Below are 12214 nucleotides of genomic sequence, written 5' to 3'. Positions count from 1 at the left end.
CAGCCGCTGTTTGGTATTCAGTCTATCGATCATCGCGCTTGTGATACTGTGCACGCGCTGGAAATCAGCGGCGCGGATAAGCGCATCTACCAGATTTCGCTGCAAAAACCCTGGCCAGCGGCAACGCCGGTATTAATCCGCTGGATTAAGCAACATCAACCCGAGCGCTGGGCGCAAATCGGCCATTTACTCTGCGCGAAAGACGTTATCGCCCATTTTCTCAGCGGTGCGATTAGCGCAGATTTCTCGGATGCTGCCGGAGCGGGCTTAATTGATTATCGCGCGCGCGGCTACAGCCGTGAATTGATGGCGCTGTACGGTATCGAAGAGGCGCTCGCCCTGCTGCCCGCACTGCGTGAATCTTGCGAGGTGGTTGGCCATGTCACACAACGTGCTGCCCAGCTCACCGGATTACCGGCAGGTATTCCGGTGGTGGCGGGCATCTTTGATGTGGTGGCTAGCGCCGTCGGTTCTGGCGTGGTGAACACCGGTCAAGCCTCGATTGTCGCCGGTACGTGGAGCATCAATCAGGTGGTAGTGGATAAACCCGATTATCTGCGCCCGGTATTTATGAACTCCATTATTGAGTCCGACCGTTATATGGCGATTGAGGCCAGCGCCACCTCGGCGGCAAATCTCGACTGGTTCCTGCGCGAATTTGACGACGGTCGCGGCGGTCAAGGCGCGGCGCGCAGCAGCGATAGCGTGGCGCATGTGCAACCCAATTCGCAGTTGCCGCTCTATCACCCTTACCTCTATTCCGGACGCAAATCGGAACCGGCCAAAGCCGGGTTTTATGGCTTAGGCGGCTGGCATACGCGCGCCGATATGCTGTTCGCGCTGTTTGAAGGCGTGACTTTTGCCCATCGGGCGCATATCGATCGCCTGCGAGCGGCGGGCATCCCTTTTACGCAGGCCATTTTGTCGGGCGGCGCGGCGCGCAGTTGCGTCTGGCCGCAGATGTTCGCTGATGTGTTAGACATACCGATTCGCATTGCGGAGTGCAAAGAAACCGGTGCACTCGGCGCAGCATTGTGTGCCGGTGTGGGCGTCGGCGCGTGGCGTAATCTCGCTGAGGCTGCGCAGCAGGCGGTGCAGATCAATCCCGGCGAGTTGCTGCCGCGAGCGGATCGCGTTGCGTTTCACGATACGCGTTATCGGGTGTTTAAGAAGCTGGAGCTGGCGATGCGCGAGATGTGGCAGGAAGCCGGTTGATTTTACTGGCTTAATTGCCCTCTCGCTGCTAATCATGGCTGTCTTATCTACTTTAGGACATCCTTATGCAGATCAATCAGCTTCCTTTCGGCATCACCACCTGGAACGACATCGCGCCCGAAACCCATCCCGGCGATGAAGGCTTTGCTTTGTGGCGCACCCAACGCTTCGGCGATATTCGGGTCAGGATGGTGGAATATTCACCGGGCTATCTGGCGGATCACTGGTGCAGCAAAGGCCATATTCTGCTGTGCCTCGAAGGCGAAATGGTGACGGAGCTGGATGATGGTCGCATCTTCACGTTAACGCCGGGCGTGAGTTATCAGGTCGCGGACAATGCAGAAGCGCACCGCTCCTCAACCGTCAGCGGTGCCAAGCTGTTTATTGTTGATTAACAATGCATTAGTTTTTATATCGTACAAAAAATGACAACCTCTGTGCAGTGATGTACACTTGAACTATCAAAATGTTCAAATGAACATTGCTCAGGAGGTTGTTATGACAACTGTATCCCCATTCAGTCACGGCAATGCCGCACGCGTCTTCGATCCCACGCTGATTCAGCACGCTCAGCAATCTTTTATGGATCAAATGGGCTTGCCGCGTAATCCGCTGAAAGCACATCAGTTGATCACCGAAGGTCTGGACGTTGGCATCGTTGAACGCGCGGCCACGGTGCTGAAAGCAACGCCATTGGATGTTGCCCAAATGGTCTCGATCGATCGCAATACCTATCGCCGCCGTGAGAAAGCCGGATCGCAACTCTCGGTAGAGCAAGGTGCGCGCGTGTATCAGGTTTTCGAAATTCTGGATGCCGTATTGCAATTATTTGCCGGTGACGTTGACGCTGCCATGCACTGGATGTATCAACCTGCGTTGGCACTGGACGATGCATTGCCAATGGAGATGCTGAGCACGCCTGCGGGCTGTGATGCGGTGTTAACGCTGATTGGTCGCCTGGAACACGGAGTGATTGTGTAATGACGCAACGGAAGGAACCGGATGCTCCCCATCGATTGTTTTACCGTTTAGTGAAAGAAGAGTATGCCAGCGAGGCATTTAGCGGCGCTGGCGCTGAAAAATGGGGCGGACGCTGGAATCCGCCCGGTACTAAGACGGTTTACCTCAGCAGCTCAAAGGCGCTCGCCACGCTGGAACTGGTGGTGCATGCTGGTAAAGCGATGCTGGAGAAGAGCCGCTTTGTGATTTTTACCCTGCCGATCCCTGAGAGCGAAATCATGGCGCTGGACAGCAGTAAGCTGCCCAGCGATTGGCAAAAGTACCAGCAGCAGGAAGAGACGCAAGCGATCGGCGCCGCGTTTCTCGATTTGCAAGGCGGCTTACCTTTGCTGTTGACGGTACCCAGCATTTTGACCGGTGAAGACAACGCCATTCTCAATCCCGACCATCCCACCGCCGCCGCCCTCTTTGCACAAGCCACTTCAGCGCCCTTCGCGCTTGATCGTCGGATTAAAGCGTGACGAGAGTTTTCGTAGGGTGCGCATTCATGCGCACCTGGTCGCCATGAATGACGACCCTACGAGAACTTCAGCTGATTACAATGGCGGGTTCAGTATTGTGTAGGGTGCGCATTCATGCGCACCTGGTCGCCATAAATGGCGACCCTACGAGATCTTCAACTGATTACAATGGCGGGTTCGGTATTTTGTAGGGTGCGCATTCATGCGCACCTAGTCACCATAAATGGCGACCCTACAAAGTCGGTTTCGCTAAAGCAAACGCCGCCGTTAAATCGACACGTTGCCAGAATGACTGATCCGCTGTATTGCCAGACAGCGGATAACCGTTTGGCAGCGCGCTTTTCACCATCAGACTACGAATCTGCGCATCAGACAGCTGCGGCAACGCGGTTTTCAGCAGAATCTCCGCGCCCTGCGGGACTTTGACAGGCGTGTTCTTCACATTGGCTTTCGGCAGGTTGTAACTCATGGTGAAACGATAGAATTGCTTCATTGCAGGCGAACGATACGGATCGTCCTTCCCATCGCTGCGCGCACATTCTGCCAGCGACGTGCCGCACTCTTTCTCCAGCGCGGCACGCAGTTGATCGCGCGCTTCACTAAACAGCGCCTGATAGCGCGCATCGTTGAGATAGTTTGCCACGTTGCGTTGCGCCACCATGCGCGAACCCATCACATCCAACGGGTAATGCACACCCAATACTAAACGCGAATAACCGTAGCGCGCGCCGCGTGTTACCAATGCTTCAAAACGTTCCGGCACCATTTCGGCCAGCAACAAAGCATCGGTATAACCGGTATTGGTGTGGCCGCTCGGGAAAGAGCCGCCGTCGGCGGTGTAACGCACGTTGTCTTTAACCACCACATCGTCCGGCACCAGATGAATGCTGTTGCCCTCACGCAGGAACGGTCGCGGATAGTTAAAGTGCTTTTTCGCCGCGCTGGTGCTGACTTCACTGGCTTTAATCAACGCCGCCGCTTTGCCGATCTCACCTTTATCGTAAGCCACGAGGAAGGCTTTGCCGAGACGCGGGCCGAGCGCATCTGACAGGAAATAGAGATAGCTGATTGCTTCCGCATCGGCCAGAGCCTGATGACGTACATTTTGCGTGGCGTTCAGGTTGATGTTGGTGACGGTGGCCTGGCTGGCATCAAGCACGTTGGCGGGCAACGCACTAAAACCCGCAAGCAGCGCAATTCCGGCCTGCTGATTCTCTTTAGTTTTGAAATCGTAGCCGCTGTTTTTCAGCCACTGCTTATCAGCCTGTTTCGCGGTCTGTTTGGCTTTTTCCAGTTGCTCGCGCGTCAGCTTGCTGCTATCGCCTTGCAGCGCCTGACGTTCAGCCTGCAAAGATTGCTGCTCGAGATCGCTATAAGCGGAGGTGGAACCGGTGGAGGTTAAGCCTGCCAGCGCGGCCGCATCGGGCAGTGAAACCGCATGTGCCTGCTGTGCCAGCAGAAGAACCGTTGCAATCAGTGTGAAGCGGGTTTTCATTATTTTCCCCTGTTATCAAAATATTACCTTGCCGGGGAAACACGCTAGCACTCGGTTGTGACAGATTTATTTCACTTAACGACACTGACTGGCACAGTTTTGTACGCAAATTTGTGCCAACGAGCCGCAGCCGCCGTTATTGTCGTTTTTGCACTGTGATTGCTGCACATAGCAATTCTGCTGACAGGTTGAAACATCGCACTTGGCGGCAATCGGCGTCAGTTGGACCACCGGCGCTTTTCGCTCCAGCTGCCATTGCGGTTGTGCCAGCACGCTAACGCTGAACAGCAAGGCTAAAGCCATTATCCATTTCATCATTGAGTCCTCGCAGGAAGGGTGTAAAGAGTATGGCTGCTGCTGCGCCAATTACCATGCTGAAACAATCGATTCAATCTTTGTCACAAATTGCCCTCATTTAGTGCGCATGTGTGCGCCACCGTAGTGCAGGATTATAAGGGCGAATGCTGCTGCACCAATGTAAAATCAAAGAGATAGATTCAATTCGACTTATCCGCGAATCTGGTACAAAAGTTGCAGTCTCTTATGCATAGCAAAGGAGACGGATATGAAAGCGATTGTGATTGGCGCGGGCATTGGCGGTATGAGTGCTGCGATTGCGCTGGAGAAAGCGGGTTTTGACACTGCGGTGTTTGAAGCAGTGAAAGAGATGAAGCCGGTGGGTGCGGCGATCTCCATCTGGCCCAACGGCGTGAAATGCCTCAATGCGTTGGGCATGAAAGAGCCGCTACGCGCGCTGGGTGGCAACATGGCGTTTATGGCCTACAACGATGCGCACAGCGGCAGCACGCTCACCCGCTTCAGTATGGAACCGCTGGTGCAACAGGTGGGTGAATATCCTTATCCGGTGGCGCGTGCTGAATTGCAGGCGATGCTAATCGATACCTACGGACGTTCGCGTATCAGCTTTGGCAAACGCGTTACGCAGGTTGAGCAAACTGAACATGGCGTCACCGCCTGGTTTGATGATGGCAGCCAGGCCGAAGGTGATTTCCTGATCGCCGCCGATGGCACGCACTCGGTGATCCGCCACTATGTACTGGGCGAAAGCGTCGAACGTCGTTACGCCGGTTACGTCAACTGGAACGGCCTGGTGACGATTGATGAAGCGATTGCGCCCGCCGATCAATGGACCACTTTTGTCGGCGAAGGCAAACGCGTGTCGCTGATGCCAGTCAGCGATAACCGCTTCTACTTCTTCTTTGATGTCCCATTGCCAAAGGGCTTGTCGGAAGATCGCGCCACGCTGAAAAGCGATCTTAAAGGCTACTTCAACGGCTGGGCCGAACCGGTGCAGCGCCTGATAGAACGCCTTAATCCGGAAACCACCAATCGCGTGGAAATCCACGATATCGAACCCTTCAGCCGTTTCGTTAAAGGTCGCGTGGCGTTGCTGGGCGATGCAGCACACAGCACCACACCGGATATCGGGCAAGGCGGTTGTGCGGCGATGGAAGATGCAGTGGTACTGGCGCAGACGCTGGCGTCACACTCTTTGGGGATTGAGGATGCGTTGTTGCGCTATGAATCCCGTCGCGTGGAGCGCACCAAAGATTTGGTGTTAAAAGCCCGTAAGCGCTGTGATGTTACCCATGCGAAAGATGCGGAAGTGACGGCGGCGTGGTATGCGGATTTGAAAAATGAAACCGGCGAGCGAGTGCTGGCCGGTATGTGCGATACGATTGAAGGCGGTCCGTTCGGTTGAACCAGGTCGCCATCAATGGCTACCCTACGACTCTAATCCACGGTTTTTCAGCATTGGGCCGATTTCCGGCTCTTTGCCGCGCCACGCCAGCCACAGATGCTGCAAGTCGGTGCTGTTACCGCGTGACAAAATATGATCGCGGAACTGCTGACCGTTTTCTCGCGTTAATCCACCGCGTTCGACAAAGGCTTGATAGCCGTCATCGGCCAGCATCTGCGTCCAGATATAGGCGTAATAACCGGCTGCATAACCGCCGCCCCAGATATGACGGAAATAGCTGGAGCGATAGCGTGGTGGAACCGCCGCCAGCGCAATGTTTTCGGCAGCCAATGCCTGTAGTTCAAAGTGGCTGACGTCCTGCGGATTGTCGTGCGTGGTCAGTGAATGCCACTGCAAATCCAGCAGCGCTGCGGCTAGCAGCTCGGTCATGTCGTAACCTTTGTTGAACTTCGCGGCGCGCACCATTTTGTCGCGCAGCTCAGCCGGCATCGCCTCACCAGTTTTGTAGTGGCGCGCATAGTTGGCAAACACCGCTTCGTTGCTGGCCCAATGCTCATTAATCTGCGACGGGAACTCGACAAAGTCGCGCGGCGTGGCGGTGCCCGACAAGCTCGGATAGCGTTGCGACGCGAACAAGCCGTGCAGCGCATGACCAAACTCGTGGAACAGCGTGATCACTTCATCCCAGCTCATCAGCGCTGGCTGGCCTGCCTGCGGCTTGGTGTAATTGCACACGTTGTAGATCACCGGCTTAGTGCCTAGCAGCGTAGTTTGGTCAACGAAATTACTCATCCACGCGCCACCGCTTTTGTTATCACGCTTGAAGAAGTCGGTGTAGAACAGCGCCAGCGGCGTGTCGTCGGCATCGAAAATCTCGTAAACGTTAACGTCCGGATGGTAGACCGGCAGATCGTGGCGTTGGCTAAAACGAATACCAAACAGCTGGCTGGCCGACCAGAATACGCCCTTTTCCAGCACATTATTCAGCTCAAAGTACGGACGAATTTGACTCTCATCCAGCGCGTATTGGGCTTTGCGCACCTGCTCGGCGTAGAAACTCCAGTCCCAGACACGCAGCGGGAAACTGTGATGCTCTTGTTCAATCGCCTGCTGAATATCGGCGGCTTCGCGTTCGGCGCGGGCCCGCGCGGCAGGTACGATATTGCGCATAAAGGCAAAAGCCGCTTCCGGTGTTTTCGCCATCTGATCCTGCATGCTCCACTCCGCATAGGTTTTGAAGCCGAGCAAACTCGCCTGCTGCGCACGCAGTTGTGCCATACGTAACACGATGTCGCGCGTGTCGTTATCATCGCCCTGCTCGCTGCGCGTTAGCGCCTGCTGGAACAGCGCTTCACGCGTGGCGCGCACTTCCAGCGCTTGCAGCGACGGTTGCTGCGTGGTGTTTTGCAGCGCAATCAGCCATTCGCCGTGCAAACCACGCGCTTCGGCCGCCGCTTTGGCGTGCGCCAGCTCTTCCTCGCTTAATCCGGCCAGCGCCGCAACATTGCTTACCACATAAGCACCGGCTTTGGTGGCAGCCAGCAACTTGTTGCCGAAACGGGTGCTAAGGCTTGCTAGCTCCTGATTGCAGGCTCGTAGCTGGGTTTTATCCGCGTCGCTCAGGCTGGCGCCTGCCAGCTGGAAATGCTGCCAGGTGACTTCGGCCAGACGCATCGCTTCAGCATCCGGACACTGCGATCCGCGATGCTGGTAAACCGCATCGAGGCGAGCAAACAGCTGGCTGTTCAGGCAAATTTCATCATTGAGCGCAGTCAGCTGCGGGGTAATCAGCTCATCGATTTCCTGCAAACGATCGCTGGTGTTGGCGGAGGTCATCGCGCCGAACACCAGATTAACGCGTTTCAGCAACTGGCCGCTGCGCTCCAGCGCCTCATAGGTGTTGGCAAAGGTTGGCGCGTCAGGATTGCTGGCGATCGCCGCCACTTCACGCCGTTTCTCTTCAATGCCCGCTTCCAGCGCCGGCAGAAAGTCCTCTTCCTGAATCTGGTCAAATGGCGGGGTTTGATACGGCAAGGTGCTGGCGGTGAAAAACGGATTAGCTCGTGAATTCATTATCGCTCCTGATAATCAGCAACGCCGCACGGCGGCGGCGGGATGTTTCTATCCTGGCAGTTTCCTCGTCACTCAACAACTTATCGCCTGCTGCTGATAAACGCTGATGATTTCCCCCGCCACCGCCACGGCAATTTCCGCCGGTAATTTGCCCTTCACATCCGCTAAACCAATTGGACAGCGCAGACGTGCGAGAGAATCTGCCGCAATGCCTTTGCCCTCTAAGCGATAACGAAAACGCTGGGCTTTGGTAGCTGAACCAATCACACCGGCATAGCGAAAATCGCCGCGCCGTAAGATCGCTTCGCTGAGCGCCAGATCGAGCGGATGATCGTGCGTCATCACCACAAAGTAGCTGTCGGGCGCGGCTTCTTGCACGCAGTCGATCGGATCTTCCACCTGGCGCACCGTCACGCCGGGCGGCACGGCGCGAAACTGCGCGGCGCGGCTATCAATCCACGTAATATGGCACGGTAAGGTCGCGAGCAGATTCACCAGCGCCTGGCCGACGTGGCCTGCGCCGTATACCTGGATTTCCGGCTGCTGCTGCATCAGCGGTTCAAACAGCAAAGTGGCGTGACCGCCACAGCATTGGCCGAGGCGCGCAGCCAGCGCAAACTCTTCACTGCGTGGTTGGCTGCAGCGCTGCTGCAGCATCTCACGTGCCTGTGCAATGCATTGGTACTCAAGATGCCCGCCGCCAATGGTGAGAAAGGTGTCGCTGGCGCTGACCACCATTTTGCTGCCGCGATCGCGCGGCACGGATCCTCGCTCGCTGAGTACGGTGATCAGTACGCAGCTTTCACGTTTTTCCCGCAGGCTGTGTAACACGCTGATCCAGTCATGATAAATCATGGTCCGCTCCTGATAAGCGCTGAATCCCCCAGAATACCCGCTCCGGCGTGGCAGGCGCGTCCAGCTGCGGATGGCGACGATAGTTATCGACGCTGGCAACCGCATCCTGCAACGCACACCACACCGCGATGCCCAACATAAACGGTGGTTCGCCGACGGCTTTGGAGTGGAACACCGTATCCTGCGGATTTTTACGGTTCTCAACCAGCGTGACGCGTAAATCACTCGGCACATCGCTGATTGCCGGGATTTTGTAGCTGGCCGGGCCATCGGTGAGCAATTTTCCCTTGTCGTTCCACACCAACTCTTCGCAGGTGAGCCAGCCCATGCCCTGCACAAAACCGCCTTCAACCTGGCCGATATCAATCGCAGGATTCAGCGACGCGCCCACGTCATGCAAAATGTCGGCGCGCAGCAAACGATATTCACCGGTCAGCGTATCCACCAGCACTTCACAGCAGGCTGCGCCGAAGGAGAAGTAATAAAACGGTTTGCCGCGTCCGGCGGCGCGATCGTAATGAATGCCTGGTACTTTGTAGAAACCGGTGGCAGAAAGCGGCACTTGATTAAGCCAGGCTTGCTGCGCAACCTGGGCGAAGGTGAAGTGCTTCTTGCCGACGCGCACAATGCCGTTGCTGAAATGCACCGCTTCGGCTGCGCATTGATGTTGCTGGCACAGCATCTCGGTTAAGCGATTGCGCAGGATTTGCGCGGCATTCTGCGCCGCTTTGCCGTTGAGATCGGCCCCGCTGGACGCCGCAGTTGGCGAGGTGTTGGGCACTTTGCCGGTATCGGTGGCAGTCACCTGAATCTGGCTGATATCAATCTGCAGCACTTCCGCCACAATCTGCGCCACTTTGGTATTTAAGCCCTGACCCATTTCGGTGCCGCCGTGATTGAGCTGCACCGTGCCATCGGTGTAGATCAAAATCAGCGCGCCCGCCTGATTGAGGAAACTGGAGGTAAATGAGATGCCGAATTTCACCGGCGTCAGCGCCAGTCCGCGTTTCATAAAACGGTTGCTGGCGTTAAACGCGCTGATTTCGGCACGGCGCGCAGCGTATTCGCTGCTGGTTTCCAATTGCTCCGTCATCTCATCCAGCAGATTGTCTTCCACCTGCTGGTGATAATGGGTGATGTTGCGATCGGTTTTGCCGTAATAGTTACGTTTGCGCAGTTCGAGCGGATCTAATCCGAGTTCGCGTGCGACGTGATCCATGATCTGCTCAATCGCCACCATGCCTTGCGGACCGCCGAAGCCACGATATGCAGTGTTCGAGGCGGTGTGCGTGCGGCAGCGATAGCCAGTAATCAGCGCATCACCGAGGTAATACGCGTTATCGGCGTGGAACATCGCGCGATCGACAATCGATCCGCTGAGATCGAGCGAATAACCGCAGTTGCCGGCCAGATCGATCTTCACGCCGCAGAAGCGACCGTCGTCATCAACGCCGACATCGTAGCGGACAAAAAACGGATGGCGTTTGCCGGTGATCTGCATGTCGTCGCGGCGCGCCAGGCGCATTTTTACCGGTTTACGCAGCTGACGAGCGGCGATGGCACACAAACACGCCACGCCCGCCGCCTGCGTTTCTTTACCGCCAAAGCCGCCGCCCATGCGCCGCATATCAATGGTGACTTTGTTCATGGTGATGCCCATGACTTCCGCCACCAGCTTCTGCACTTCGGTAGGGTTTTGCGTTGAGGAGAACACCTGCAAAGTGTCATCTTCGCCGGGGATCACCAGCGCCGTCTGGGTTTCCAGATAGAAATGTTCCTGACCGCCGATGTGAAACTCGCCCTGAATACGGCGCGACGCCCGCGCCAGCGCGGCTTCGGCATCACCGCGTTGGTGAATATGCGGCTGCTGCACAAAGAAGCGCTGTTCCAGCGCTTCACGCACGTCGAGCACTGCGGGCAGCGCTTCATACTCAACAATCGCTGCTGCGGCTCCAGCACGCGCCGCTTCTGGTGAATCAGCCGCGACGGCAATCACGATCTGGCCGAAATATTCGATTTTGTCCTGCGCCAGCAGCGGATCGCCGGGTTCCAGCGGACCGACGTCATTGAGGCCTGGCACATCACGCCACGTCAGCACGCTGACCACGCCCGGCACCGCGTAACACGGCTGCACATCCAGTTTGGTGATGCGCGCATGCGCGTGCTCGCTCAGTCGCGGACAGAGATGCAGCAATCCCGGCAGATCGGGCTTGTCGTCGATATACAGCGCTTCACCGGAGACATGCTTGTCGGCACTTTCGTGTTTGTTGCTGCGCCCCACGCCTGTTTGCATGCCGGTGGCGAACTGGGTTTTCAGCAGCGTTTCGTTCAGTTCCGGACGGTTATGAGACATAGCGCGATACCTCGGCAATGGTCAGCTCACCAGACGCTTGTGCGTAGTAACGGCGCAACAGATTGCGCGCCACCTGCAGGCGATAATCGGCGCTGGCGCGGAAGTCGCTCAGCGGCTGAAAATCCTCGCTCAATGCGGCGCAGGCTTTTTCGATGGCGTTGAGATTCAGCGGCTGGCCCAACAATTGTGCCTCTGCCGCCAGCGCGCGCTTCGGCGTAGCGGCCATGCCACCAAAAGCCAGTCGCGCTTCCACAATCACACCTTCCTTGATTTGCAGATTGATGGCGGCAAATACGGCGGAAATATCATCATCCAGCCGTTTCGCCACCTTCCACGCAGTAAAGTTGGGTGACACCGTCACTTTAGGAATGGTGATGCTGCGAATGAATTCCCCCGGCAGCAAAACCGTTTGGCGATACGCGGTAAAGAATTGATCGAGCGGGACTTCTCGTTGCTTAGCGCCCTGCTGCAAAAACAGACGCGCATTCAGTGCCAGCAGCATGGGTGCGCAATCACCAATCGGCGACGCGTTGCCAATGTTGCCGCCAAGCGTGCCCTGATTACGAATTTGCAACGAGGCAAAACGCTCAAGCATGCTGCTAAACGCCGGAATGTGATGCGCTAAAAACTGATAGCAATGATGCAATGAGGCGGCAGCGCCAAGATAAAGATGTGTTTCATCTTCGTGGCAGACCTTCAACTCATTGACCTGCTCCAGCGCAATCAACAGCGGCAAGCGCTGATATTGCTGGGTGATTTGCAGCGTGAGATCAGTGCCACCGGCTACCAACCGGGCTTCGGGATGTTGCTGATAGAGATCGGCGAGCTGCGCTAGCGTTTTGGGTAGATAGAAGCGGCTGCCCGCGGCTTCGATAATCTGGACTTCTGTGTTGCTGAGCGCCTGTAAACGCTGCACTAACGCAGGTGCATTGGTACTGAAGGCATCCGTATCAGGTTGTTCACACGCCTGCTGCGCCGCATCCATGATCGGACGATAGCCGGTACAGCGACACAAATTG

Annotated in this window: 11 protein-coding genes; 5 read left to right on the top strand and 6 right to left on the bottom strand. The window is 56.4% G+C overall.

All coding sequences use genetic code 11. The annotated features are described in order from the left end of the window. The 4 genes from RTY00_RS09975 to RTY00_RS09960 form a co-directional block, all read left to right on the top strand. A partial coding sequence (locus RTY00_RS09975) for an FGGY-family carbohydrate kinase (RefSeq protein ID WP_312664318.1) occupies positions 1–1215 on the top strand: 1215 nt, incomplete at its 5' end. Between the two features lie 65 nt (positions 1216–1280). Then, positions 1281–1610: a DHCW motif cupin fold protein gene (locus tag RTY00_RS09970; protein WP_312664317.1), complete on the top strand. Its 330-nt coding sequence runs from the start codon at positions 1281–1283 to the stop codon at positions 1608–1610. A gap of 103 nt (positions 1611–1713) precedes the next feature. Continuing rightward, positions 1714–2196 (top strand): antitoxin Xre/MbcA/ParS toxin-binding domain-containing protein, encoded by a 483-nt coding sequence (locus RTY00_RS09965; protein ID WP_312664316.1) that lies wholly within the window; start codon positions 1714–1716, stop codon positions 2194–2196. Continuing rightward, positions 2196–2696 carry an RES family NAD+ phosphorylase gene (locus tag RTY00_RS09960; protein WP_312664315.1) on the top strand — a complete coding sequence of 167 codons (501 nt, stop codon included), beginning with the start codon at positions 2196–2198 and terminating at the stop codon, positions 2694–2696. Before RTY00_RS09965 ends, RTY00_RS09960 begins: the two co-directional genes overlap by 1 nt. A 232-nt stretch (positions 2697–2928) precedes the next feature. Here RTY00_RS09960 and RTY00_RS09955 read toward each other — a convergent pair whose 3' ends face one another. Together RTY00_RS09955 and RTY00_RS09950 are read right to left on the bottom strand one after the other, a co-directional pair. Next, positions 2929–4191, bottom strand: a complete 1263-nt coding sequence (locus RTY00_RS09955; RefSeq protein WP_312664314.1) for a phosphatase PAP2 family protein — start codon at positions 4189–4191, stop codon at positions 2929–2931. Positions 4192–4266: 75 nt separating this feature from the next. After that, on the bottom strand, positions 4267–4506 hold the full coding sequence (locus tag RTY00_RS09950; RefSeq protein WP_312664319.1) for a hypothetical protein: 240 nt from the start codon (positions 4504–4506) through the stop codon (positions 4267–4269). A gap of 250 nt (positions 4507–4756) precedes the next feature. Between RTY00_RS09950 and hpxO the strand changes: the two genes are divergently transcribed. Then, positions 4757–5914: an FAD-dependent urate hydroxylase HpxO gene (gene hpxO / locus RTY00_RS09945; protein ID WP_312664313.1), complete on the top strand. Its 1158-nt coding sequence runs from the start codon at positions 4757–4759 to the stop codon at positions 5912–5914. A gap of 24 nt (positions 5915–5938) precedes the next feature. On the opposite strand, the gene dcp is transcribed toward hpxO, so the two are convergent. The 4 genes from dcp to RTY00_RS09925 all read right to left on the bottom strand — a co-directional run. Next, complete coding sequence (gene dcp / locus RTY00_RS09940) at positions 5939–7987, bottom strand: peptidyl-dipeptidase Dcp (protein WP_312664312.1); 2049 nt, start codon at positions 7985–7987, stop codon at positions 5939–5941. A gap of 72 nt (positions 7988–8059) precedes the next feature. After that, entirely contained in the window at positions 8060–8842 is a 783-nt protein-coding gene (gene xdhC / locus RTY00_RS09935) for a xanthine dehydrogenase accessory protein XdhC (protein ID WP_312664311.1), read from the bottom strand. Then, positions 8829–11195 (bottom strand): xanthine dehydrogenase molybdopterin binding subunit, encoded by a 2367-nt coding sequence (xdhB, locus tag RTY00_RS09930; RefSeq protein WP_312664310.1) that lies wholly within the window; start codon positions 11193–11195, stop codon positions 8829–8831. Before xdhB ends, xdhC begins: the two co-directional genes overlap by 14 nt. Next, positions 11185–12214 (bottom strand): FAD binding domain-containing protein (locus RTY00_RS09925; protein ID WP_312664309.1); only part of this gene is annotated, 1030 nt, incomplete at its 5' end. The genes RTY00_RS09925 and xdhB, both read right to left, overlap by 11 nt.

Origin of the sequence: Pantoea sp. CTOTU49201 (genome assembly GCF_032054795.1) — a bacterium.
Lineage (GTDB): Bacteria > Pseudomonadota > Gammaproteobacteria > Enterobacterales > Enterobacteriaceae > Pantoea > Pantoea symbiotica.
The sequence above is the reverse complement of the archived record's forward strand: the minus strand, read 5'-3'. Positions and strand labels throughout refer to the sequence as shown.

Coding starts and splice junctions, on each gene's coding strand:
- xdhC (WP_312664311.1), bottom strand. CDS start 8,842: ATGATTTATCATGACTGGATCAGCGTGTTACACAGCCTGCGGGAAAAA.
- RTY00_RS09955 (WP_312664314.1), bottom strand. CDS start 4,191: ATGAAAACCCGCTTCACACTGATTGCAACGGTTCTTCTGCTGGCACAG.
- RTY00_RS09960 (WP_312664315.1), top strand. CDS start 2,196: ATGACGCAACGGAAGGAACCGGATGCTCCCCATCGATTGTTTTACCGT.
- dcp (WP_312664312.1), bottom strand. CDS start 7,987: ATGAATTCACGAGCTAATCCGTTTTTCACCGCCAGCACCTTGCCGTAT.
- RTY00_RS09970 (WP_312664317.1), top strand. CDS start 1,281: ATGCAGATCAATCAGCTTCCTTTCGGCATCACCACCTGGAACGACATC.
- hpxO (WP_312664313.1), top strand. CDS start 4,757: ATGAAAGCGATTGTGATTGGCGCGGGCATTGGCGGTATGAGTGCTGCG.
- RTY00_RS09965 (WP_312664316.1), top strand. CDS start 1,714: ATGACAACTGTATCCCCATTCAGTCACGGCAATGCCGCACGCGTCTTC.
- RTY00_RS09950 (WP_312664319.1), bottom strand. CDS start 4,506: ATGAAATGGATAATGGCTTTAGCCTTGCTGTTCAGCGTTAGCGTGCTG.
- xdhB (WP_312664310.1), bottom strand. CDS start 11,195: ATGTCTCATAACCGTCCGGAACTGAACGAAACGCTGCTGAAAACCCAG.